Raw genomic sequence first — 23,198 nt, 5'->3', positions numbered from 1 at the left:
GCGCGCGCGATATCATGACTCAGCCAACCGCTCTGCAATTGCCAACCGACTGGCGCGATTTCCTCGCGCTGACCAAGCCGCGCGTGATGAGCCTGGTGATCTTCACCGGGCTATGCGGGCTGCTGGCGGCACCGGGGGACATCAATCCGATCATCGGCTTCACTGCGATCCTGTGCATCGCGCTGGGCGCAGGCGGTGCGGCGTCGCTGAACCAGTGGTGGGAAGCCGATATCGATGCCGGGATGAAGCGTACCGCGCGTCGCCCGCTGCCCGAAGGGCGGATGAACCGCACCGATGCGCGCGATTTCGGGATTTTCCTTTCGGGCGTGTCGGTCGCGACGATGGGGCTGGCGGTGCACTGGCTCGCCGCCGGGGTGCTGGCAGTCTCGATCGTGTATTATGCGGTCGTCTATACCATCTGGCTGAAGCCGCGGACACCGCAGAATATCGTGATCGGTGGCGGGGCGGGGGCGTTTCCGCCGATGATCGGATGGATTGCTGTGACTGGCCATATCTCGGCCATGCCGATCCTGCTGTTCGCCATCATCTTTTTCTGGACCCCGCCGCATTTCTGGGCGCTCGCACTGTTTGTGCAGAGCGATTACGCGAAAGTCGGGATCCCGATGATGCCGGTGGTTCGGGGTGAGGCGGCGACGCGCCATCAGATCCTGATCTACTCCGTTCTGCTGGTTCCGCTGGCGGCCGCGCCGTGGTTTATTGGCGGAACAGGTGCACTTTACGGGGTTTCGGCGCTGGTGCTCTCGCTGGCATTTCTGGTGTTGTCGCTACCGGTTGCGCTGCGGCGCACACGCGAAGACGATACTATGAAGCCGGAAAAACGCCTCTTCGCATTCAGCATCCTCTACCTGTTCGCGCTGTTTGCGATGCTGGTTGCGGATCGCGCGCTTTCAGGGCAGGGATTGTTGGCATGACACCGGAAGAAGAAGAGATTTTCAAACGCCGCCGCAAGGGGCGAAACGTCGCTCTGGCGCTCGGCCTCACATTCTTTGTGGTGCTGTTCTACTTCATCACGATCGCGAAAATGGGCTGATCATGTCGACTCAGGCAATCGAACGCAGCAATCTGAAAGTCGGAATTATCGGCCTGTCGATCGCACTGGCGATGCTGGGCCTGGGTTATGCCGCGGTGCCGCTTTATCGCCTGTTCTGCCAGGTGACCGGGTTTGCCGGCACCACGCAGCGCGCCGATGAATCGAAGGCCGCCGCTGCGGCGGAGGCCGGGCGCAAGCTGGGCGGGGCGACGATTTCGGTGCGGTTCGATGGCAATGTCGATGCCAATCTGCCGTGGACCTTCCGCGCCGAGCAGACGACGCAGACGGTCACGCTGGGCGAACGCAAGATGGCGTTCTACTACGCGAAAAACAATTCGGACCAACCAGTTACCGGGGCGGCCACATTTAACGTATCGCCCGATCAAACTGGCTTTTATTTCAATAAGATTCAGTGTTTCTGCTTCACCGAACAGACGCTCCAGCCGGGGCAGGAAGTGGTGATGCCGGTGTTGTATTATATCGATCCGTCAATCCGCGACGATCCCGATGCCGCACCGGTGGAGCAGGTCACGCTCAGTTACACTTTCCACCGCGCAAGCACCGGCAAGGCGGCGGAATGATGCGAAAAGCCGCGCTTTGCCCTCTGGACCCGGTCGGCAGGGCGCATTAAGGCAGTGCAAAATGCCCGGCTTCAAAACCGGGTTTGAACAGATAAACAGGGACGATTCGGACATGGCTGGCGCCAAGAACCACGATTATCACATTCTTCCGCCCGACATCTGGCCGCTGATCGCGTCGATTTCGGCGCTGACATTCACCAGCGGTATGGTGCTGTTCATGCACCGCGACACGATGAGCGGGTGGCCGATCGTCCTCGGTCTGGGCATCGCGGGCCTGATCGCCACGTTTTTCAGCTGGTTTTCGAACATCGTGAAAGAAGCGCAGGCGGGCGATCACACGCCTGTCGTGCAGCTTCACCTGCGCTATGGGATGATCCTGTTCATCGCTTCGGAAGTGATGTTCTTTGTCGGATGGTTCTGGGCGTGGTTCGATTTCGCGCTGTTCCCCAGCCACCTGTCCGACGTGATCGGCGGCGTGTTCCCTCCCAAGGCGATCGAAGCGGTGATCGATCCGTTCGACCTGCCGCTGCTCAATACCATGATTCTGCTGTGTTCGGGCACTACGGTGACCTGGGCGCACCATTGCTTGATTCACGGCGATCGCAACGGGCTGAAGCAGGGTCTGTGGCTGACCATTCTGCTCGGCCTGCTGTTCTCCAGCATTCAGGCGTATGAATACATGCACGCGCCGTTCGGCTTCGGTGGCAACACCTACAGCTCGGGCTTCTACATGGCGACCGGGTTCCACGGGTTCCACGTGATCGTTGGCACGATCTTCCTGATCGTGTGCCTCGTGCGGACTTACAAGGGCCACTTCACGCCCAAGCATCACTTCGGCGTCGAAGCGGCCGCGTGGTACTGGCACTTTGTCGACGTGGTGTGGCTGTTCCTGTTCGTAGTCGTCTATATCTGGGGCGGCTGGGGCGCGCCGATCCACTGAGGTGATCTGCTGACATGACACCGGAACATCCGGATTCACCGAAGGGGCAGCCCGGCATTGGTCAGGCTGCCCTTTCCGGTTTGTGCCCGCAATGCGGTGCGAAAACCCTGTTTGACGGGGTGGTGAAATTCGCCCCGCGTTGCCGCGCCTGTGGGCTCGATTTCGGCAAGTTCAACGTGGGCGATGGCCCGGCGGCGTTTCTGACACTGGGTATCGGCGCGCTGGTCGCCGGACTGGCGATCTGGCTGCAGCTGGCGGCCGAACCGCCGTTCTGGGTGCAGGCGCTGATCTGGATACCGATTACCACGGTGCTGGTGCTGGGCGGTCTGCGCGTGTCGAAGGCTGCTTTGCTGGCGAGCGAATATCGCAACAAGGCGGGCGAAGGGCAGCAACGCAAGTGACCCAGGCGACCCGGCGTATCCCTATCGTGGCGACTATCGTCGTGTTGGCCGCGGTCGCCACCATGATCGCGCTGGGCGTGTGGCAATTGCAGCGCAAGGAATGGAAGGAAGACCTGCTCGCCCGCTATGAAGGCGCGGCGATGTCTTCGGCAGAGGTTGCGTGGCCGACTTCGGAACCCGCCATCGAAAACGCGCTCTATCACCGCAGCCGATTCGATTGCGCGCAAGTGACCGGGCATCAGGAACGCTCGGGTCAATCGGCTGGCGGCGAACCCGGTTGGGCGCATCTGGTGACCTGTCGCAATGCGAGCGGGCAAACGGCGGAAATTGCGCTGGGCTGGTCCGACCGGCCTGCTGTCGCGCAATGGAGTGGCGGCGCGGTGACCGGGATGATCGGCCCGACCACCGGCGGTGCGAAACTGGTGGCCGATCCACCACAAGCCGGCCTGCAACCGCTCGCCCGACCAGACCCGCGCGATATTCCCAACAACCATTTCGCCTATGCGATCCAATGGTTTCTGTTCGCCGCTACCGCGCTGGTGATCTACGCCCTCGCGCTGCGGAAACGCTGGCGCGGGTAAGGCGCGGCCTATGAGGGAGGCGGTGCCAATCCGCTCCCCCACACCAGCAGGGGGCCCCCGATCCCCGCCAGCTATTATTGCGCCGAGAGTGCGTTGAGCGACGATTCCGTCACTGCCAGTGCACTGGCCTGTTTCATGGTAACCAGCCCTGCGGCGAGGTCGAGCGGATTGCGTTTCACGAACAGCGCAACGATCAGATCGCTGCTTGTCCCGCTCAGCGCCTGATAGTTTTTGCCGCCGATGCTGAATGCTTGCAGCAAAGCGCTCAATCCGCCTGATTTTTCTGTCAGAACAGAGGTTTGCACCACACTCACCGTTGCCGCATCGATGAACACCCAGTGGCCGCCATTGGTAGGAACAGGCAGATTGTCCCAATCGGTGCTGGTCGGATCGCCTTTGGCGACGAACTGGGCGCTGTCGGTGATCGTGACCTGCCCTTTCTGATTGGTCGACCACGAGAAATTGAGCACCGGAATCGCGGCATTCAGATCTTTCGATGATGTGAGAATGGTTTCGTAACTCGGCTTGCCCGAACCGAGCGTGACTTTGGTCAGCGCGCTTTCTCCGGTGAAGGAGGCCGGGCGCAGCGTAGTCACTTCGATCTTGCCGTTCTTGTCGACGAACGCCCAGTATCCGACGACCCGCTCCATTTTGTCACGCACCCCGGCGACGGCCGACGCGGGAAGGAATACACGCTCCTTCAGATCGTTCGGGATTGGCGCATCCACCGGCAGCGGCCCGGCGGCAAGAGCGCCGCTCGACATCGCCAGCGTGGCGGCCATTATTGCACTTTTGAGTAATTCAGCCATCGTATATTCCCCCTAATTATTTGGAATTGCGATGATTGTAATTTTTCGGGCGAAGTCAAAGGGAATTCTGTGCTGAAGTGATTATTGATTGGTCGGTGGGCGATTGTTGGCATCTTGGTGTGTTTCTTTGAATGGATTCGAGCAAGTGCGCCCTGCGAAGAAAAGCTGGGCCCCGGATCAAGTCCGGGGCGACGCCTGAGGGCGGCGGCCCCGCCAAGCTTCTTCGTCATTGCGAAGGTAGTGAAGCAATCGATGGTCTGACGGTCCTGACCCTCGCAGCAGTTGTGGCAGAGGCAAAGGGTGCTCCCTCCGTCACCCCGGCCTCCGAGCCGGGGTCCAGCTTGTTGGGCAAGACGGACAAAGACGGAGAATTACCCCCCCCTCCTGCCGCACAAACACCCCCAACAAACCCCACCGCTTTGCCCCGCTAAAGTCGCGTTTGCTTGCCGCTCGCGCTTTCGCGGGATAAGCGCGGCGCACGATGGAATATGTCTCGACCCGTGGAAGCGCGCCTGCGCTCGATTTCGAAAGCGTCACTCTGGCCGGGCTGGCCAGCGATGGCGGGCTGTATCTGCCAAACGCATGGCCGCGTTTCTCGGCTGCCGAGATCGCGGCGCTGCGCGGTTTGCCCTATCCGCAACTGGCGGCGAAAGTCATGCAGCCGTTCGTGGGGGACAGCCTGTCGCCCGAACGGCTGCTCGAATTGTGCGAGCAGGCCTATGGCCGTTTCGCCCATGCGGCGGTGACGCCGCTGGTCCAGTTGGATGAGCAGCACTGGGTGCTGGAACTGTTCCACGGCCCGACGCTGGCGTTCAAGGACGTGGCGCTGCAATTGCTGGGCCTGCTGTTCGAAGAATTCCTCTCGCGCCGCAGCGACCACCTTACGATTGTCGGCGCGACGAGCGGGGACACTGGCAGCGCGGCAATCGATGCGCTGGCGGGCCGCGCGCAGGTCGATGTGTTCATGCTGCACCCCAATGGCCGGGTCAGCGATGTGCAGCGCCGCCAGATGACCACTGTGCTGGCGCCCAATGTTCACAATATCGCCATCGACGGTTCGTTCGACGACGCGCAGGCGATGGTGAAGCGCATGTTCGCCGACAGCGAGATGACCGGGCGGTTCCGCATCAGCGCGGTCAATTCGATCAACTGGGCGCGGCTGATGGCGCAGGTGGTCTATTACTTTGCCTCTGCGCTGCAACTGGGCGCGCCCGAACGCAAAGTGGCCTTTGCCGTGCCGACGGGCAATTTCGGAGACGTGTTCGCGGGCTATGTCGCGGCGCAGATGGGTCTGCCGATCGAACAACTGATCGTGGCGACCAATGTGAACGACATTCTCCACCGTGCGCTGACCGATGGCGACTATTCGGCGGGCACGGTCACCCCCACTGCCGCGCCGAGCATGGATATTCAGGTCAGTTCGAATTTCGAACGCCTGCTGTTCGATGCGGGCGGGCGCGATGGCGCGGCGCTGGCCGAACAGATGCGCGGTTTCGAAGCGAGCAAGGCAATGCGCCTCACCAATGCCCAGCGCGAAGGTGCCGCGGCGCTGTTCACCAGTGCGCGCGCCGATGCCAAGGATATGGGCGAAGCGATGCGCTGGGCGTGGGAAAACTGCGGTGAAGTGCTCGATCCGCATACCGCCATCGGCCTGCACGCGGCGCGGGCGGCGGATATCGCGGCCGATGTGCCCGTGGTCACGCTGGCCACCGCGCATCCGGCCAAGTTCCGCGATGCGGTGGAGCGCGCCACCGGCACCCGCCCGCATCTGCCCGCACGGGTGGGCGACTTGTTCGCGCGCGAAGAACGCTATGACGAATTGCCCGGCGATTACGACGCCGTGCGTGCCTATGTCGCCGAACGGGCGACGCCTTCGGCCTGATGGCGGAGCTGATCGAGCAACCGCACCTGATGGCGGGTGAGGGCTGGGGCGATTACGGCCTGGTCGATTCGGGCGATGGGCGGAAACTGGAACGGTACGGCCGCTATCGCTTTATCCGGCCCGAACCGCAGGCGATGTGGTCGCCGCGCCTGCCCGACTGGCAGGCCGATGGCGAATTCGTGCCCGGTTCGGATGAAGACGGCGGCGGGCGCTGGCGTTTCAGCGGGCAGGTGCCGCGCGAAGGGTGGCCGATGGCGTGGGACGACGTCCGCTTCACCGCCAGTTGCACCCCTTTTCGCCATTTGGGATTTTTCCCCGATATGGCCCCGGTGTGGAGCTGGATGCGCGATCGGCTGGCCGGGCGGGACGACGCGCAGACGCTCAATCTGTTCGGTTATACCGGGGTGGGATCGCTGGCGCTCAGCGCGCATGGCCCGGTGGCGCATGTCGATGCCAGCAAGAAATCGGTCGCGCAGGCGCGCGACAACGCCGCGCTGGCGGGAATGGGCGACCGCCCGATCCGCTGGCTGGTGGACGACGCCGCCAAATTCGCCGCGCGCGAAGTGCGGCGCGAACGGCGCTATGACGGGATTATCCTCGATCCGCCGAAATTCGGTCGCGGGCCGAACGGGGAAACCTGGCGGATAGAGGAAGGGTTGGGGCCATTGGTCACCGATTGCCGTCGCCTGCTGGATAGCGACAGCCGTTTCCTGTTCCTCACTGTCTATGCCGTGCGGATGAGCAGCCTTGCGCTGGGCGGATTGCTGGCGGAAACCTTTGCCGGGATGCCCGGCACGATTGAACACGGCGACCTCTCTGTGCGCGAAGAGGGGGAAGGGGGCCGCCTGCTGCCCACCGCGATTTTCGCGCGCTGGTCCAATCCGGGCTAAGGACAAGACATATGGCCGATTCGCTGACGCTGGAAGTTGCCGACCTCGAAGTCGATGTGCTCACCGGAATTTATTCGGAAGAGACGGGCAAGCCGCAACCGCTGAGGATCACGATCACAGCGGAGCTGAAGCCCGCGCATCATTACGCGCCCGACACGCCGCTCGATGCCAGCAAGAATTACATGGACCTGAAATTCGCAGCCAGCGATGCCTTGCCCCCCGGCGTCCATTTCAAACTGATCGAAGCGGTGGCCGACCACATTTGCGAAACGCTGTTCGTGGCCGATGATCGCGTACTGCGGGTCACGGTTAAAATCGTGAAGCTCGCGATTGCCGAAGCCGGGGAAAAAATCGGCATGACGCTGAGCCGGGACCGGCGCTGATGGGGCAGGCCGTCCTGCGGATCGGGCCATTGCCTGCCGATGCGCTGGACGCGGCACAGGTGTTTTATGCCGAATGGGTGCCTAAAGCCCGTCTGTCGCTCCAGACGGATGTGTCATCTTTGGCTTTAGTGACAAGAGCAGCCGATTTGGCGCACGAAGGCTGGATTCGCTCGGCAGTTCAAGAACTTGCACGCGCATTTAGTGTCAAACAAGTTAACATGGTGATCGGTGGCGATGATGCGGCGATTGCCGCTGCGCTGGCCTATCTGGAGCGGGCGCCGGGCGTGACAGGACAATGTTTTCAGGTGGATAGCGCTTCTGTGGAAGAGGGGGGCGGGTAGCCGGAATGCTGGTCGACGGGTTCCAGCGCACGATTTCCTACCTGCGCCTGTCGGTGACCGACCGCTGCGACTTGCGCTGCACGTATTGTATGCCCGAAGCGATGCAGTTCCTGCCGCGCCGCGATCTGCTGACCATCGACGAATTATATGAACTTGCTCAAGGGTTTATTGCGCGCGGGGTGAGCAAGATCCGCATCACGGGCGGGGAACCGTTGGTGCGGCGCGATGTGATCGACCTGATTGGGCGGTTAGGGCGGCAATTAGGTAATGATCTCAACGAGTTGACCGTCACCACCAATGGCACCCAACTGGCCGGATACGCCTCTGCACTGGCCAATGCCGGGGTCCGGCGGATCAACGTCTCGCTCGATACCCTCGACCGCGAAACCTACGCCACGCTGGCTCGCCGCGATCGATTACCCGACGTGCTGGCGGGAATTACGGCGGCGAAAGAGGCGGGATTATCGATTAAAATCAATGTGGTGGCACTTAAAGGTGTGAATGAAGATAGTCTGCCGAATCTGATCGAATGGGCGCATGCAGAGGGGCACGATGTCACTCTGATCGAGGTCATGCCGCTGGGCGATGTCGATGGCGACCGCGTCGATCACTATCTGCCACTAACAGAAGTGTGTAAGGCATTGGATAAGCGATGGAATATGGTGCCGAGCGACTACCGCACAGGCGGCCCGGCGCGCTATTTCGATGTACATGAAACCGGTGGGCGGATTGGCTTCATCACCCCGCTAACCGATAATTTCTGTAATGGTTGCAATCGGATACGGGTGACTGCTACAGGGCAGCTCTACCCTTGTCTGGGAGGCGGGGAGCGGGTCGATCTCCGCACGGCACTCCGCTCACCCAACCCGCAGGCCGCGCTGGACAGCGCCCTCTGCGAAGCGATGCGAATCAAGCCAGAGCGCCACCGTTTCGCCATCACCGAACGCGGCGACGCACCTGCACAGGCACGCCATATGTCGGTCACCGGGGGGTAAGCGAGGTGGCGGTAAAAGTGTTGTTTCTCGGTCCCTTATCCGACCTTGTTGATACGGTGGAGATCAGTCTGCCGGCGCCGTTGAGCTGGCGGCAACTGCTGGATGCAGTGCCCCAAACAGTGGCGGAGCAATTGCAGGGCGAGCGTATCCACGTCGCCTGTCAGGGACATGTCTTGCGCGACAAAACCGCACTATTTGCGCTGGACGGACAAGAAGTCGCACTATTACCGCCGGTTAGCGGTGGCTGACGTGATGATCGATGCTCCGCTGGATGTCCGGCTGCTTCCCAGCGACTTCGTAGCAAGCGAAGTTCTCGCGCAATTTCAAAGTGCTTACCGACAGAGCGGGGCGGTTGTCAGTTTTACAGGTTCAGTGCGCCCCGACAACGGCGTGAATGCCCTTGAACTCACGCATTATGAACCACTTACTTTGCCGGGCATGGTCGATTTGGCGGGTGATGCGCTGGCGCGTTGGGCGCTCGATGGCCTGTTGGTCTGGCACCGGGTGGGGTTGATGGTTCCGGGCGATCCGATCGTGCTGGTCGCTGCCGCTTCGCCCCATCGTCGTTCCGCCTTTCAAGTAGTTGATTTCATGATGGATCATCTGAAGTCGGCGGCATGGTTCTGGAAACGGGAGCGCACCGCTGAAGGCTGGCGCTGGATCGAACCGCGCGATCAGGACTTTCAGGATCGCGCGCGCTGGTAACCGTCACGCGATAAATCTTGATGTCCGCCAATGATGGCTCGCGCAGACGTAGCTATCGTCACACAATAGTTCGATTTCATAGAGAAAGGCAGGGTAAATAATTGCTTTGCAACAATATTATGCAGTCAGGGATCACGCTGATTCGGGGGTGTTTTTGCTACCTTTACCCCTGAGCCAGATCGGCAAGGCGCGCGGGATCGGCCAATTCGATTCCGCGCGTACCCGTGCGGCGGATCACCTCGTCACGCTCAAGCTCGGTCATCCGGCGGCTGATCGTCTCGATGGTGGTGCCAAGCATTGCCGCGATTTCTCCGCGACTTAGCGGCAGCTCGAATCGTTCTGCCGGGTGACATGGCGAATCGCTCGCCGCGCGCGCCATTGCCAGAATGAGGCCTGCGAGCCGGGCGCGGACTTCACGCTTGCCCGTCAATGCCAGCAAGTCACGGGCAGCAAACAGATCTTCCTGAGATCGGCGGAGCAATGCACGGGCGAGTTCCGGGTATCGGTCCAGCGCGGCTTCCAGATCTTTTCGCCCGAACACACAGAGTTCGCTGTCGGTCAAAGCCGTTACGTCGTGATGGGTGAAAGGCTGGAACAATTCTCCAGCAAAACCAGCAGGATGGACGAGCGCGAGAATGCGTTCGGTCCCTTCGGCATCCAGCGAGCTTACTTTCAGCGCGCCGCGTACCAAGGTCGCACAACTATCGCTGCTATCCCCCGCAAAAAACAGGCTTTCTCCGCGTTCAAGGCGACGGGTCGTACCAATTCGCGATAGCTCGGCGCGATCTTCCTCCGCCAACACCGAACATGCGGCACGATCACGGACCGGGCAGGTTTCACAAGCAAGTGTCATCCGCGCACCTTTGCCCGTAACTGTGAAAGAAGTGCATCCTCTTCCCCAACCAAAGAGATAACTGTGTCGCGCGCCTCAGAGACTATCCCTGGCAGCGCATTTGCGGTGACGCCTTCCACATGAATTTCATCAAGCGTGGATAAAGCGATGGCCGCCTGACTGCGTTGCGATTCGAGATCCGCCAATGCTACCTGCGCGCTGGCCCAGCTGTCGCTGCCGATACCCCCAGCGGCGCTTGCCAAACGCTGAGCACGGGGGGCCGCATCCATGAAACGGGTGTGCGCGGCCTTTGCGGCATCCAGAAGCCCGTCGATGCGGGCGGAAAGCGTTGCATCTCCGGGAATTTCTGGCGCAGGCATCGAATCTGTGCTCTCGCTGTCGGTGACGGGCGAAAAAGTACCAGTCACTCGCTCCGCATCGCGCATCGCTAGCGAGGGATAGCCTTCGCTGGAGGCGCAGCCTGCAGTCATCATGAGGGCCGCAAGTGGCAGAAAGATAGTCGGTCGGTTCACGTCGCCGCCATAGCACGGGTAGCGCGCGATGCCAGCCTTCGTAGGTTTATGCATTCCACACGTTGACTTGGCCGCCCTCTTACCTTAACGGCAGCCATCTTTCCGAGAAGCTACCTTCTGGTGGCGGATCGGGCGCGCCGCCCAGTTGAGGGCGGTTCACACGAGATTGAGAGACAACCACCATGTTCGCAGTAGTGCGCACGGGCGGCAAGCAATACCGGGTTGCCGCCGGAGATAAAATCGCAGTCGAAAAGCTGGCAGGCGAAGCCGGCGATACCGTTACGCTGGGCGATGTCCTGCTGGCGGGCGAAGGCGACAAGATGGCCGATGCGGCCAAGGTCGTCGTTTCGGCCGAGATTATTGCCCAGGCGAAGAGCGAGAAGGTCGTCGTCTTCAAGAAGCGTCGTCGCCACAATTATCGTCGGAAGGCTGGTCATCGCCAGCAGATGACACTGCTGCGTATTACCGCAGTGGGCGACAGCAAGGCCGATAAGAAGGCTGCTCCCAAGAAGGAAGCCGCTCCGAAGGCTGATGACGCTGCATCGGCCGCCAAGGCCGACGCTCCGAAGAAGTCTGCTGCAAAGGCTGGAGCTGCTGAAAAGCCCGCTGCTGAGAAGAAGGCTCCGGCCAAGAAGCCGGCCGCCAAGAAGACCGAAGACAAGTAAGGAAGGCGCGAGACAATGGCACATAAAAAAGCAGGCGGCTCGTCGCGTAACGGTCGCGATTCCGTTGGCCGTCGCCTCGGAGTCAAGAAATTCGGTAGCCAGGAAGTGATTCCGGGTAACATTATCGTGCGTCAGCGCGGGACCAAGTTTTATCCGGGCAGCAATGTCGGGATGGGCAAGGATCACACGCTTTTCGCGCTCGTCGAAGGTCGCGTGCGATTCCATTCGGGCAAGCTTGGCCGTAAATACGTGTCGGTCGATATGCAGGCCCAAGCCGCCGAATAAGCCGGACGGACCGATAAAGGGGCCGTCCACGGGATGGCCCAGCCGGATTTGTATCCGGCTCTCAGAGGGAGATGGGGCCACCCGTCTCCCTCTTGTCGTATCTCCCTCGAATATCTCGCGAAATTTTGTTTCGCGGCAACGTCACTGTCATGCGGCGCGCTTATCGGCGGTCGCGTGGAGCCGAGGAGAGTAACGATGTTCCATCGCAGCGAGCGGTTGTTCCTGCGGCCCGCCTGGCCGGAAGACTGGGAAGCTGTCTTCGAAGGTATTGCCGATCAGGGTGTTGTCCAGAATCTCACGCGTGCGCCATGGCCATACGCGCCGGAAGATGCACGCGCATTTGTTTCGCGCAAGCAGTATCCTGACTTTCCATCGTTTCTGGTTGTGATTCCCAATGCCAATGGCGCTCGTCCCATCGGTTGCATAGGAATCAATAATCTAAATGGAGAGGCGAACCTCGGTTATTGGCTGGGGCGTCGCTGGTGGGGGTACGGTTATGCAACTGAGGCCGCCCGTGCGGTGTGCGAGATTGCCCATGCGATTGGTCACAGGCGACTGGTTGCGAGTCATTTCGTTGACAACCCGGCCTCGGGCAAGGTTCTCCGCAAGGTCGGCTTTCGTCCGACCGGCATTGTCCGCCCTCACAGTTCTCTTGGACGCGGCGGAGATGCTCCCGCTGTGGAACTGGTAAGGGAGTTAGAATGCGAAGAAGACGGTCCGCCGCAAATGCGAGCGGCGTGACCGTCTATCATAACTAACGTTGGCTCGATCAGCAGTCTGATGGGAATATTCCACCGCGCTTTATCGTTCCGAGTCAGGCCGGGGCGACCGCGTCGGGGAAGTCTCCTTCGACGACATTCGCAATCAGGGCGCGGTCGTCGTGGTTCCAGGGGTGGAATCCGGGGAGAAAATAAGCGAGCCACTGTCCGGCAATCTTGCGTAGAAAGCCCGGCTTAACCAGCAGATACGCCCAGATCCTGGTCTTCCACTTCCAACCGGTCAGCCCATCCTGTTCCAGCAAAGCGGCGATATCTTCCACACGGTTGAGGATAAAATTCTTGCTGACGATCAACATCATGATCGACTTCACCCGCCAGCGGCGGAACCGGCTCCAGTCGCGTGTCGCGTGGAGCCAGGTGTCATAAGCGACGCCTTTATGCTCGATCTCTTCGGCTGCGTGCCATCGCCACAGATCGCCCAGATCGCCATCGGCCCCCAACAGGTGGGCCGGGTTTTTGAGCAGTTCGTGGCCGAGCATGGCCGTAAAGTGTTCCAGTGCCATCGTCGCGGCGAGATTGAGGATGACAGGACGATCTTTCGTAAGGGCAAGCATCTCCGCAACCCGCTTGTCAATGAAGCTGACATCGTATCCGCTCGCTTCAGCCAGCTTGTTGAATACAATATGTTCGCGGGTGTGGTTGATTTCCTGCTTAACGAACGCGCGGATTTCGGCTTCCAGCTTGGCGCTCGCTCCGTCACGATGCGCCTTCACCGATTCGATGAAGAACGCTTCGCCGCGCGGGAATGTGGCAGAAAGCGCATTAAACCAGGCCGTTGCGATTGGGTCATTGTTCAACCACCAGCGGCGCGGCTCTGCCGAGCGGGCAAAGCGGCGATCGCGGACAACGATTTCCAAGTCCGCAGGGGTGGGGTTTTTTGTACGTTGATCGCCAAAGGAAGCGGGCGCATTCATGAGACTGGCTCCTGTTGCTAACAGGGGAGTCAATAGAATTATTTACATTTATGTCAATAAGGGGATGAGGTGTCCACGCTGACCGTCCGGAAGTTGTGGCCTGTATCAGACGGTTGTCGCCGCATCGCACTTGTCCATCGTTCCGGTTCACTTTACGCAAGGTTCCAATATGTTTCCGACTATCTACCACACATCGTCAGGGCCTCGTTGTGGCCACTCGTAAACGCTGGAGCCCTGAAGAATCGCGCACCGCCGCGCTGGAGGCAGCCAGACGGTTACTGATTGAAACCGGTCCGCAAGCGGTCACGCTGAAGGCGGTTGCCGGAATGATTGGTCGAACCCACGCAAATCTCCTGCACCATTTTGGATCGGCATCGGGGCTTCAGAAGGCTCTGGCGCAACATCTGGCGCAGACCGTATGTGAAACAATTGGAGAGGCTGTTAAGGCAAGTCGTGCGGGCCTCGGTACTCCACGCGATGTTGTCGATTTGACGTTCGACGCATTCGACAAAGAAGGGGCGGGTGCTCTGGCAAGCTGGATGCTGGTTACCGGGAACGAAGATGCCCTCGACCCGATAGTCGAAACGATTCATAAACTTATTGACGAAATTGCTTCGCTTGCAGCACCTACGGCTGACGATATTCGTGCCTTGCACGAGGATACGCTTACCTTGGTATTGCTCGCGTTAGGCGATGCGTTGATGGGGCATGCGCTTGCCCGATCGCTTGGCTTGCCGGAACATACAGCTCGCGATCGTGCGGAGCAAATGCTGAGCAATTCGCTCGCGGAGCGTTCTTAGATCAGCCAGCGGCGCAGTAAGATCCGCACCGCTGGCCGTGATGTCGCCTAGAACAGTCCTGGTGTTTCGTGTTGCGCGGCGCTGGGGCGAGCTGGCGTAATCAGTGTTCTGCGCGGTGTTGCTGCCTGGGTGCGCGTTCCGCTGGCCGATGATGTAATCGGAGTGCAGCTCTGGCCTGAAAGGAAATTGAGTGCTGCGCGGGTTGCAGCTTCGGATGGATCACCAAGCTGGTGGAAGATGTCGTCTCCGGCGGCGCAAGTGTTGGGGACCACTGTGGCTAGCCCGGTGAAATATTCGCCCTGATGGTTGGCGTTTTCAGTCTTGAAGGCCATCACCCGCAAGCGATCATCGCATGCTGAACGATCGAGACCGATCTGGCCCACTGGTTTTCCGTATGTGTTTGTTCCGACCAGCGCCATATTGTTGCCCAGATACGGAATGAATGCATTGGTAAGGAGTTCGCTGGCCGAAGCCGTCCCGTGCATTCCGATGAAAGCGATTTTTGTGGGTGCGATCGCTTGAGACTGTGCAGAAAAGTTCGTGGTGGTGTTTCTCGAACTTTTTGAATCGCGGTAAGTCGTATAACTGAAAACCTTGCCGACATTGGCCTTGCCCAGCAGATCGCCAAACAGCACCGATACATCGACCAGCCCGCCACCATTATAGCGCAGATCAACGATAACCTTGTCGATCCCCTGACTGCTGAACGTGTCCATCGCAGTCCGAAGGTCTGAGTCGGCACTGTCGATAAAAGTCCGCAAATTTATATAGCCGACTTTGGTTCCATTGTCGTTGATCACCTTGGCGCCATACCGATTCGAGACCGGGTCGATGTTATAATTCGTTTTGGTAACCGTGACGTTTGAAACCTGCCCGTTGGTGTATACCTGAAGAATCCGACTGACGCCGGGATCATTGGGGCCAAGCGCATCCGAAAGAGCCTGTGTTCCGCCGCTTGCTACAAGCGAAGACACCGTCTGCAGACCGTTTTCAACCGTACCAATTGCAAGAATTTCGGTGCCGCGATCGATCCCAACGCCCAGGGCAGGACCACTTTCAAAGGATTCAACAACAAACAGGCGGTTGCTGGAGCTGTCCAATGCCAATCGAACACCAAGGCCAGCGGTTGAGCCCGAATTGTAGTATGCGTTTTCTTCAGCGATTGAGGTGATGTAAGTGAAATAGCGATCCTTGGACTGCGCGCGAGCGGGCGCCACCAAAGAATCGATATAATCCTGAACATTCGTGTAGGCCGAGGGAGTAACGCTATTGTTCAGAAGTGTGGGGAATAAATACCATTCGTCTAGTTGCGATTTTACCCAGTTCTGTCGTTCGCTCAATGAACATCCGCTTGTATTTGATCCACCGGAACTGCCGCCAGAACTTCCGTTAGAAATTGTTCCGCCACTAGTATTCGATCCGTCTCCACCACAGGAAGACAGCACAACTGACAGAATCAATGCGAGCGTATTGCGAACGATACCCACTTTTCCCCCTTTATCCCGAGTCTTCCTCCCGCAGAACGCGAGTTTACAATTTAGACTGCGCTGTTAACCGCTATTGATCAAGTGAAGAAGATACCGGCGCTTTCGGAGTTTCAATTTCGGATCTTCAAAAAGCCTGTTGCGCGACGAACCGCCCCATACACCTGTCGAAAACTGCGGATTTTGGCCTTGCGCCCTCGCAGTCGTGCGTGAAAGCGCCTAACTGTGTTCTTTGTTGCGAATGGGAGATGGATTGTAATGGCAGATGCGGTACCCGGCTGGCTCGGACCGTCCTTTGGCGCGCCTAAGGCGGCGCACGCGCAACTGGCCGTTGCGCGGTTTGCGGATGCGGGCACGCTCGGGCGTGGTGGATTCAAGTTGTCGAGCCCCGCGTTCCGCGATGGCGATGAGCTCGACCCCTGCTTTACTGCGGACGAGGAAGATGCGGTCGCGCCGCCTCTTGAATGGACAGCGCCTCCTCCTGGTGCCCACGAACTGGTCTTGGTGGTTGAAGATCCCGATGCAGGTAGCGGGCAGCCGATGGTCCACTGGCTTGTCTGGGGCTTGCCTGCACAGAAAGGGCAATTGCTCGAAGGCGAAGTTCCGCCTCGGGTTGGCAAAAACAGTGTCGGCAATTCCGAATGGCTATTGCCGCAGCCCCCGCGTGAGGATGACGCACACGACTATGTCTTCCAGCTTTTTGCGCTTGATCTGCCTTTGACCCTGATGCCAGGGGCTGGAAAAGACGAGGTTTTTGCTGCGATTGAGGGGCATGTCGTCGCCGCAGCGATATATTCAGGCACTTATGCCCGGTCAGACGAAAGTGAAGACTGGACCGACGAAGATGATTTCGACTAGCGATAATATCACGACCAAGCATGAAAGGACCAACTGATGGCTGGTAAGAACAATGCACTGCAGAAGCCGGTGAACCTCACTCCGGACCTCGAAGCTGTTGTCGGCAAGGGTCCGATGACTCGCGCTCAGGTGACTTCGAAGGTGTGGGAATACATCAAGAAGCACGACCTGCAGGACAGCAAGGACAAGCGTCAGATCAACCCCGACGCGACTCTCGGCAAAGTCACCGGCTCTGCACAGATTTCTATGTTCAAGATGACTGGTGCTGTTTCCAAGCACATGAGCTGATTGCGCGTAGCGTAAGAGTGCTTTCTCCTTTGTGTGGCGGGCGAACGGCCAGACCGGACGTTGCGCCCGCCCACAAAGCAAGTCGGATCTAGATCGATCCGATCACGACCATAGCGCCGATTGGTGTCTATCGGATTATTCAGGCTGGCATTTTTGCCGCCTATCTGCAGTCTTTTCGGGTACCTCAATTACCCGCCTGATCCGCTGCTTACCGTTTCAAATTGACAGTAATGCGCGCTCCTCCGGGCAGACATTTGGGTCTTAGTGATTGCTCGGGCATCACTATGATCTATCGCTAAACAGCATCAAAATGTCAGAGCAACTCTGAGAGAAGGGGTTCTTGCTGGCAAGTCCGGTCGGCAACAGATAGAGATTTCCTCTGAACGCATTCTGCAACAGGGGAGCACTTGTGATGCGATACTTCGGATTGGGCTTGGCGACACTTCTGGCTACCACGGCGATTACCGCTCAGGCTGCCGCTCAAACCCCTGAGCAGGTCGCACAGCAAGCCCTCGCTGAAGCGCCGGTGTGGGATGGACATAACGATGTGCCCTGGCAACTGCGGACCCGGATGCACAACGAGATCCACGATTTCGACTTTAACGACAGCACAAAAGCGCCTTCTGCCGAAGGGGAAGGCGGTGCAATGCAGACAGACCTTTCGCGCCTGGCAAAGGGAAAAGTCGGGGCACAGTTCTGGTCGGTCTATGTGAGCGCCAATCTGCCGGATGCCCAGCCGGTGCAGGCGACGATCGAACAGATCGATGCGATCAAACGTCTGGTTGCGCGCTATCCCGAGCAGTTGCAGATGGCCTATTCTACAGGCGATGTGATGGCTGCGCGAAAAGCAGGCAAAATCGCATCGCTGATTGGGATGGAGGGCGGATACTCCATCAACGGCAGCCTCGGCGTATTGCGGCAGATGTACGCGCTTGGTGCCCGATATATGACACTCACCCATTCGAAGACCATTCCATGGGCTGACAGTGCGACAGACGATCCGCAACATGATGGGCTGAGCGATTTTGGGCGCGACATAGTGCGCGAAATGAACCGGATCGGTATGCTCGTTGATCTTAGCCATGTGAGCGAAGCGACCATGATGGACGCGCTGGATGTCAGCAAAGCCCCGGTGATGTTCAGCCATTCCGGTGCGCGAGCGGTGAACGGCCATGCGCGCAACGTCCCCGATTCGGTTCTTACCCGCCTTAAGCAGAATGGTGGGATCGTCATGGCTGTTGGCTACCCCTTTTTCCTAAGCGAAAAGCTTCGCCAGTGGGGCGCGGATAAGTCTGCGGAAGAGGCGCGGCTGAAGTCGCTCTGGTTGGGGCAGCCTCAACAGGTTGAAGCAGGGATGAAGGCGTGGCGGGACGCACATCCTCAGCCGGTTGCCAGCGCAAGCGATTGGGCGGATCACATCGACCACGTTCGCAAAATCGCAGGGATCGACCATATCGGTGTGGGTGGCGATTATGACGGGATCGACAGCGGACCGGCAGGCATGGAAGATGTCGCTGGATATCCGGTGTTATTTACCGAACTGGCGCGCCGGGGATACAGCAAGGCAGATCTCGAAAAGATAGCCAGCGGCAATATCATGCGTGTGCTAAAGGCCGTAGAGGCATACTCCGCAGCACACCGTGGCGACCCGCCGATCGAAAGCCCGACCCGGTTCTAGAAGCGGGGAGCATGCACACGGCTGCCTTCTTTTGACGCAAGCCCCGACGGGGATCGTTCATTGCAGCAATTTCCCAAGGGCTGAGTCACATTTGAGAAATGGGTGACGGCCAAGCGGCTTGTGCCGATTGAATCTGCTGTCGAAGCGGGTGCAGTCATCATGCGAAGTGGAAGCCATCTGCAAGATTTCCTGGCAGATGGCGAACTGCCGGTTTCTTTGGGCCTCAATCCCGACCTAAGATGGCTCAGAACTCAGTGTTTGGGACGACCAAATTCTGGCATTCAGGCCGTAATGGCGATCCCAAATGCTGTTGTGGGAGGGGTGAAACGATATCCATCCACTTGGTGTGGCAAATCTCTTACTGTCCAAGACTGTGCGGGTCTGATGGCTGCTTCCCGCCATGACGTACAGGCGCTTAGTTCTTCTTATCTGGTAAATTCTTGCGGCTCGTTTTTGCAAGATCTTCCAGTTCATCCGCGCTCATGGAATCATACATTTCCTTTGAAGCACCTTGGAGATCGGATACTTTGATGTTGCCGCGCTTAGCCGAGAGGGCAGCACCGGCGGCTTCCTGCTGGGCTTTGGACTTCGCTTTCATCGTTCTTTCACCTACGAGAGGTTTGATTTTAGCCAGCCTTTTGTCAAGTCAAGGACGAGGTTGGCCCACCTGTCGTAAGACTGTTAGTTTGCAGGAGACGCCGCGTCGTTTTTCTCGACTTCGAGCAGGCCATTGAAGCTAGTCTGATTCTCTTGGTCACCGCTATCGGCTGAATTTTGGGTGTTTGCTGGTGGCTGCGAAGCTACAGGCTGCGTCATCGCTCCAGAAACCCAAATAATTGTCAGAAGACCGACGGCAAGAACCAGGCTGATGCCGAGAATCCAGCGGACAACGCCTTCTTTCGAACCGGCGCTTGCTTCGGTTTCCGTCTCGATGACTTGTTCGCCGTGCTTTTCCATCTCTCACTGCTCCCATTGCGGAAAATTCATCTGCCAACTTACGATTTGGATTGGCGAATGTTCCGGCGGAAGCAGTGGAGGGAAAGCGAGTCAGTCTCGCAGCAGCTCGTTAATTCCTGTTTTGGAACGGGTTTGGGCATCCACGGTTTTTACGATCACCGCGCAATAAAGGTTCGGGCCAGGTGTGCCATCGGGCAGTGGTTTGCCGGGCATCGTTCCGGGCACAACGACGGCATAGGGAGGAACCTGACCGATATGAACCTCGCCAGTTGCGCGATCGACGATCTTGGTAGAGGCGCCCAGATAGACGCCCATCGAAAGCACGGCACCTTCGCCGACGCGCACACCTTCTGCGACTTCGCTGCGGGCCCCGATGAACGCGCCATCGCCGATAATCACCGGATCGGCCTGCAGTGGTTCGAGAACGCCGCCAATTCCGGCACCGCCCGAAATGTGTACGTTGCTGCCGATTTGCGCACACGATCCGACGGTCGCCCAGGTGTCGATCATCGCGCCTTCGCCGACATAGGCACCGATGTTGACGAAACTGGGCATCAGAACTGCGCCCGGTGCGATATAGCTGCCGCGTCGCACCACAGCACCGGGCACTACGCGGAAGCCGGCTTCGCGGAAACGGTTGTCGCCCCAACCGGAAAACTTGCTGGGCACTTTGTCGAACGCGGGATTGCCCGCGCTGCCGCCTTCCATCACCCGGTTATCGTGGAGACGGAAACTAAGCAAAACTGCCTTTTTGAGCCACTGATTGACCGTCCACCCACCATTACCATCGGGCTCCGCGACACGTGCTTCTCCATTGTCGAGCAATTCCAGCGCCTCCGCCACGGCATCGCCAACTTCTCTGCTGCCGGGGGTTACCTCTTCACGGTTTTCCCAGGCGGCGTCGATGGTGGCGGCAAGCTCTTCTGACATGAGGTGGTTCCTGAATATTCGAGATCAAATGGATGTAGCATCGCTTGCGCTAGCGATGGCTTCGCGCAGTCGCAAGCCAACTGACGACGGCCCGATACCTCAAACAGGCGCAGACAAGCGTTCATCATCTCTTTAGCATGAGCAAGTAAAGTCTTTCGACTCAGTTGATTACAAGGGGAGTTGCTATGCCGGGTCGCAATCGGACGCAGCGAGATATATCTCGCAAGATCGTGTGCGGAATGCGATTGGGCGTGGCTCTGGGAGTTCTGGCGATCCTAAGCGCATGTGGCGGTGGTTCGGGCGGTGGGCCTATTTCCACCCCCGCTCCCGCGCCGCCGCCAAGCCCGACGCCGTCTCCCACACCAACTCCTACTCCTACTCCTACTCCTACTCCTACTCCCCCTCCGACCAATTTCGATACGGCCGAATATCGCCAGTCCGATGGGCCCGATTACCACAATGCCATCACCGCATGGGAGCAGGGGGCGACGGGTAAGGGTGTTAAACTGGCTGTGGTTGATAGCGGGATCGACACAGATAGTCCGGAATTTGCGGGGCGTATCGATCCGGCCAGCGCAGACGTTGCGGGCAACGGGACGATAGAGGATGTCGATGGTCACGGAACGCAGGTTACGCTGGTGGCGGCGGCAGCGCGTAACAATTCCGGCGTGATGGGCATTGCGTTCGATTCCACGATTCTGACCTATCGCGCCGATGAGCCGGGCAGCTGTGCCACTGCTAACGCAAACGATCCGGCAAGTGGCTGTACTTTTAGCGATCGCTCGATTGCGAGCGGTATCAATCGGGCGGTTTCCGCCGGGGCTACCGTGATCAATCTCAGCCTTGGCAGTGGCGATGGGCCTGGGGCCACGCTGACGCAGGCAATCCGGAATGCCAGTGCAGCAGGCGTAGTCATTATCGTATCTGCCGGAAACGAGGGCGATGGTAGCGATCCAACAATCGATCCCAATAATCCCAACGGCTTTGCCAGCGGAGTGCGTGCTGCAGGCGGCGCAAATGTCATCATCGCCGGTTCGGTCGATAAACAGGGCCGGATTTCTGATTTCAGCAACCGGGCCGGCAACGATGCCGCCTATTATCTCACGGCATTGGGCGAAGGCATCTGTTGTGAATACAAGGATGGTCAAATCCTCGTTCAGACCGATGCCAGTGGGCAATATGTCCTATTGGAAGCAGGCACCAGCTTTTCAGCGCCGCAAATAACCGGTGCCGTGGCTCTGCTGAAGCAGGCATTTCCGAACCTGACAGGGGCAGAGATGGTACGTATCCTGCTCGATTCAGCGACCGATCTCGGCGCGACCGGTGTCGATGCGACATATGGGCGCGGTACGCTCAACATTGCGGCGGCGTTCGCTCCGCAAGGGCGCACGGCGATGGCGGGTGAGGCGACCGCGATGCCATTGGGCGATGATACAGCGATTGCATCGGCCGCGATGGGCGACGCACTGGCAGGTGCCTCGCTGCGTGCCATTGTGCTCGATGGATATAGCAGAGCGTATAACGTTGACCTTGGCGCTCGAATGCAGGTGGCGCATATCGCCCCACGATTGACCGGTGCCCTGGAAAGCGGTTTCCGCCGCCATGGTGTGCAGGCCAAAGGGGTCTCGCTGGCCTTTTCGGTGGCAGGCGGTGCTCGCGCTATGGCGGGTTGGGTTGCACCGTTGCGGCTCACGCGAGAGGAGGCGCAGCAGGCACGCATATTGGCTGCGCGGGCTGCTATGCAGATCGCTCCGGATACGCAGATCGGCTTTGCATTTCAGGAGCCATCCGATGGCTTGGTGGCGCAGTTGCAGGGGCAGGAACAGCCTGCATTCCTGATCGCCGGAAATGCGCGTGGTGACAGCGGGTTCGCTCATTCGACTGAGATGTCGTTTGCGGTGCGCCATCAGTTGGGCGAGTGGGGCCTCACCGCTAGTGGTGACAGTGGGGAGGCGTGGCTCGGAGATGTTCGCCACGCAGCGAATATCCTGAGCCGCCAGCGCGAACGCTATCGCACACAGAGCCTGTCGTTTGGCGCCGATCGTCGGTTCGGCGCAATCGACACCACGCTGGCAGTGACCTGGCAAGGAGAGGACCGGACGGTGCTCGGCGCATATATGGCCGACGCGTTTAGAGGTGGCGGTGCGCGTACTCTGTTCATAGATGCCGGAGCCGGATGGCGCTTCGCCGAAGGCTGGCGGCTAGGTGGTGCGTTGCGACAGGGCTGGACGCGGGCGGACCGGAGCGGGCTGGTCGTCGCGGGATCGCAGATGGTCAGCCGTGCATGGTCGCTCGATCTTCAAAGGGATGGGGTGTTTGCCCGGCAGGATCGCGTGGGGCTGCGTCTATCGCAACCCTTGCGGGTAGAGAGCGGCGGGCTCGCTCTCAGACTGCCAATTGCGTATGATTACAATACTTTGGGTGTGTCTTACGATAGCCGCACATTGGCTTTGTCTCCCTATGGACGTGAGATCGACGGGGAGATTGCGTGGAGCGGCCCACTATGGGGCGGCAGTGCCAGCGCCAGCCTGTTCTACCGCAAAGACCCTGGCCATTTTGCCGCTTTAGCCGATGACGCGGGTATGGCGGTGCGCTGGTCCACGATCTTCTGAGCGACAGGAGGCAGGGGGTGGCCT

29 protein-coding genes are annotated in these 23,198 nt (G+C 59.3%); 21 read left to right on the top strand and 8 right to left on the bottom strand.

Annotated elements, in window-relative coordinates; all coding sequences use genetic code 11:
* Window positions 1-14: 14 nt before the first annotated feature.
* From CV013_RS05860 to CV013_RS05840, 6 genes are all read left to right on the top strand, one after another.
* Window positions 15-932 (top strand): heme o synthase, encoded by a 918-nt coding sequence (locus CV013_RS05860; protein ID WP_102154308.1) that lies wholly within the window; start codon window positions 15-17, stop codon window positions 930-932.
* On the top strand, window positions 929-1,051 hold the full coding sequence (locus CV013_RS15935) for a hypothetical protein (protein WP_267907922.1): 123 nt from the start codon (window positions 929-931) through the stop codon (window positions 1,049-1,051). The genes CV013_RS05860 and CV013_RS15935 overlap by 4 nt, the downstream gene beginning before the upstream one ends.
* Window positions 1,052-1,053: 2 nt before the next feature.
* Window positions 1,054-1,632, top strand: a complete 579-nt coding sequence (locus CV013_RS05855; protein ID WP_102154307.1) for a cytochrome c oxidase assembly protein — start codon at window positions 1,054-1,056, stop codon at window positions 1,630-1,632.
* Window positions 1,633-1,744: 112 nt separating this feature from the next.
* Complete coding sequence (locus CV013_RS05850; protein WP_102154565.1) at window positions 1,745-2,572, top strand: cytochrome c oxidase subunit 3; 828 nt, start codon at window positions 1,745-1,747, stop codon at window positions 2,570-2,572.
* A 14-nt stretch (window positions 2,573-2,586) separates the two neighbouring features.
* Complete coding sequence (locus CV013_RS05845) at window positions 2,587-2,973, top strand: DUF983 domain-containing protein (protein WP_102154306.1); 387 nt, start codon at window positions 2,587-2,589, stop codon at window positions 2,971-2,973.
* The gene (locus CV013_RS05840; protein ID WP_223805272.1) at window positions 2,970-3,554 is read left to right on the top strand and encodes an SURF1 family protein; all 585 of its coding nucleotides are present in this window, start codon (window positions 2,970-2,972) and stop codon (window positions 3,552-3,554) included. Before CV013_RS05845 ends, CV013_RS05840 begins: the two co-directional genes overlap by 4 nt.
* Before the next feature lie 74 nt (window positions 3,555-3,628).
* Here the strand turns inward: CV013_RS05840 and CV013_RS05835 are convergent, their stop codons facing one another.
* A complete protein-coding gene (locus CV013_RS05835; RefSeq protein ID WP_123639933.1) occupies window positions 3,629-4,363 on the bottom strand; it encodes a hypothetical protein in 735 nt (244 codons plus the stop codon).
* A 481-nt stretch (window positions 4,364-4,844) separates the two neighbouring features.
* Here CV013_RS05835 and thrC point away from each other — a divergent pair, with 481 nt between their 5' ends.
* Genes thrC through CV013_RS05800 form a run of 7 tightly spaced genes read left to right on the top strand, consistent with a single transcriptional unit; the run spans window position 4,845 to window position 9,559 of the window.
* A complete protein-coding gene (gene thrC, locus CV013_RS05830; protein WP_102154304.1) occupies window positions 4,845-6,245 on the top strand; it encodes a threonine synthase in 1,401 nt (466 codons plus the stop codon).
* Entirely contained in the window at window positions 6,245-7,135 is an 891-nt protein-coding gene (locus tag CV013_RS05825) for a class I SAM-dependent methyltransferase (RefSeq protein ID WP_102154303.1), read from the top strand. The genes thrC and CV013_RS05825 overlap by 1 nt, the downstream gene beginning before the upstream one ends.
* 11 nt (window positions 7,136-7,146) lie before the next feature.
* Entirely contained in the window at window positions 7,147-7,518 is a 372-nt protein-coding gene (locus CV013_RS05820) for a dihydroneopterin aldolase (RefSeq protein ID WP_102154302.1), read from the top strand.
* Window positions 7,518-7,859, top strand: coding sequence for a Rossmann fold domain-containing protein (locus CV013_RS05815; protein ID WP_102154301.1), 342 nt, complete (start codon window positions 7,518-7,520; stop codon window positions 7,857-7,859). The genes CV013_RS05820 and CV013_RS05815 overlap by 1 nt, the downstream gene beginning before the upstream one ends.
* A gap of 5 nt (window positions 7,860-7,864) precedes the next feature.
* On the top strand, window positions 7,865-8,854 hold the full coding sequence (gene moaA, locus CV013_RS05810) for a GTP 3',8-cyclase MoaA (RefSeq protein WP_102154300.1): 990 nt from the start codon (window positions 7,865-7,867) through the stop codon (window positions 8,852-8,854).
* Between the two features lie 5 nt (window positions 8,855-8,859).
* On the top strand, window positions 8,860-9,102 hold the full coding sequence (locus CV013_RS05805) for a MoaD/ThiS family protein (RefSeq protein ID WP_102154299.1): 243 nt from the start codon (window positions 8,860-8,862) through the stop codon (window positions 9,100-9,102).
* A gap of 4 nt (window positions 9,103-9,106) precedes the next feature.
* Window positions 9,107-9,559 carry a molybdenum cofactor biosynthesis protein MoaE gene (locus CV013_RS05800; protein WP_102154563.1) on the top strand — a complete coding sequence of 151 codons (453 nt, stop codon included), beginning with the start codon at window positions 9,107-9,109 and terminating at the stop codon, window positions 9,557-9,559.
* A gap of 163 nt (window positions 9,560-9,722) precedes the next feature.
* Here the strand turns inward: CV013_RS05800 and CV013_RS05795 are convergent, their stop codons facing one another.
* Both CV013_RS05795 and CV013_RS05790 read right to left on the bottom strand, forming a co-directional pair.
* Entirely contained in the window at window positions 9,723-10,412 is a 690-nt protein-coding gene (locus CV013_RS05795; RefSeq protein WP_102154298.1) for a Crp/Fnr family transcriptional regulator, read from the bottom strand.
* Window positions 10,409-10,837, bottom strand: coding sequence for a hypothetical protein (locus CV013_RS05790; RefSeq protein ID WP_123639934.1), 429 nt, complete (start codon window positions 10,835-10,837; stop codon window positions 10,409-10,411). Before CV013_RS05790 ends, CV013_RS05795 begins: the two co-directional genes overlap by 4 nt.
* Window positions 10,838-11,106: 269 nt before the next feature.
* On the opposite strand from CV013_RS05790, the gene rplU reads away from it, so the two are divergent.
* The 3 genes from rplU (at window position 11,107) to CV013_RS05775 (ending at window position 12,615) form a co-directional block, all read left to right on the top strand.
* Window positions 11,107-11,589 carry a 50S ribosomal protein L21 gene (gene rplU, locus CV013_RS05785; protein ID WP_102154296.1) on the top strand — a complete coding sequence of 161 codons (483 nt, stop codon included), beginning with the start codon at window positions 11,107-11,109 and terminating at the stop codon, window positions 11,587-11,589.
* 15 nt (window positions 11,590-11,604) lie between these two features.
* Window positions 11,605-11,874, top strand: a complete 270-nt coding sequence (gene rpmA / locus CV013_RS05780; protein ID WP_102154295.1) for a 50S ribosomal protein L27 — start codon at window positions 11,605-11,607, stop codon at window positions 11,872-11,874.
* A 195-nt stretch (window positions 11,875-12,069) separates the two neighbouring features.
* Window positions 12,070-12,615, top strand: a complete 546-nt coding sequence (locus tag CV013_RS05775) for a GNAT family N-acetyltransferase (protein ID WP_102154294.1) — start codon at window positions 12,070-12,072, stop codon at window positions 12,613-12,615.
* 73 nt (window positions 12,616-12,688) lie between these two features.
* On the opposite strand, the gene CV013_RS05770 is transcribed toward CV013_RS05775, so the two are convergent.
* Window positions 12,689-13,567, bottom strand: a complete 879-nt coding sequence (locus CV013_RS05770; RefSeq protein WP_102154293.1) for a metal-dependent hydrolase — start codon at window positions 13,565-13,567, stop codon at window positions 12,689-12,691.
* 209 nt (window positions 13,568-13,776) lie between these two features.
* Here CV013_RS05770 and CV013_RS05765 point away from each other — a divergent pair, with 209 nt between their 5' ends.
* The gene (locus CV013_RS05765; RefSeq protein ID WP_102154292.1) at window positions 13,777-14,367 is read left to right on the top strand and encodes a TetR/AcrR family transcriptional regulator; all 591 of its coding nucleotides are present in this window, start codon (window positions 13,777-13,779) and stop codon (window positions 14,365-14,367) included.
* A 47-nt stretch (window positions 14,368-14,414) separates the two neighbouring features.
* Here CV013_RS05765 and CV013_RS05760 read toward each other — a convergent pair whose 3' ends face one another.
* A complete protein-coding gene (locus CV013_RS05760) occupies window positions 14,415-15,707 on the bottom strand; it encodes a S41 family peptidase (protein WP_223805273.1) in 1,293 nt (430 codons plus the stop codon).
* A 402-nt stretch (window positions 15,708-16,109) separates the two neighbouring features.
* Here CV013_RS05760 and CV013_RS05755 point away from each other — a divergent pair, with 402 nt between their 5' ends.
* From CV013_RS05755 to CV013_RS05745, 3 genes are all read left to right on the top strand, one after another.
* Window positions 16,110-16,709, top strand: a complete 600-nt coding sequence (locus CV013_RS05755) for a YbhB/YbcL family Raf kinase inhibitor-like protein (protein ID WP_102154291.1) — start codon at window positions 16,110-16,112, stop codon at window positions 16,707-16,709.
* Window positions 16,710-16,745: 36 nt separating this feature from the next.
* Entirely contained in the window at window positions 16,746-16,997 is a 252-nt protein-coding gene (locus tag CV013_RS05750) for an SWIB/MDM2 domain-containing protein (RefSeq protein WP_102154290.1), read from the top strand.
* A gap of 412 nt (window positions 16,998-17,409) precedes the next feature.
* Window positions 17,410-18,675, top strand: coding sequence for a dipeptidase (locus CV013_RS05745; RefSeq protein ID WP_102154289.1), 1,266 nt, complete (start codon window positions 17,410-17,412; stop codon window positions 18,673-18,675).
* A gap of 415 nt (window positions 18,676-19,090) precedes the next feature.
* Here CV013_RS05745 and CV013_RS05740 read toward each other — a convergent pair whose 3' ends face one another.
* The 3 genes from CV013_RS05740 to dapD all read right to left on the bottom strand — a co-directional run bounded on the left by CV013_RS05740 (window position 19,091) and on the right by dapD (window position 20,562).
* Window positions 19,091-19,273, bottom strand: a complete 183-nt coding sequence (locus CV013_RS05740) for a DUF3008 family protein (RefSeq protein WP_102154288.1) — start codon at window positions 19,271-19,273, stop codon at window positions 19,091-19,093.
* Window positions 19,274-19,356: 83 nt separating this feature from the next.
* On the bottom strand, window positions 19,357-19,632 hold the full coding sequence (locus CV013_RS05735) for a hypothetical protein (RefSeq protein ID WP_102154287.1): 276 nt from the start codon (window positions 19,630-19,632) through the stop codon (window positions 19,357-19,359).
* Between the two features lie 90 nt (window positions 19,633-19,722).
* On the bottom strand, window positions 19,723-20,562 hold the full coding sequence (dapD, locus tag CV013_RS05730; protein WP_102154286.1) for a 2,3,4,5-tetrahydropyridine-2,6-dicarboxylate N-succinyltransferase: 840 nt from the start codon (window positions 20,560-20,562) through the stop codon (window positions 19,723-19,725).
* Between the two features lie 185 nt (window positions 20,563-20,747).
* Here dapD and CV013_RS05725 point away from each other — a divergent pair, with 185 nt between their 5' ends.
* Window positions 20,748-23,174 carry a S8 family peptidase gene (locus CV013_RS05725; protein WP_223805274.1) on the top strand — a complete coding sequence of 809 codons (2,427 nt, stop codon included), beginning with the start codon at window positions 20,748-20,750 and terminating at the stop codon, window positions 23,172-23,174.
* Window positions 23,175-23,198: the final 24 nt, after the last annotated feature.

Origin of the sequence: Tsuneonella flava (assembly GCF_002870965.1) — a bacterium.
In the GTDB taxonomy this organism is placed as follows: domain Bacteria; phylum Pseudomonadota; class Alphaproteobacteria; order Sphingomonadales; family Sphingomonadaceae; genus Tsuneonella; species Tsuneonella flava.
This window is presented reverse-complemented; position numbering and strand designations above follow the sequence as displayed.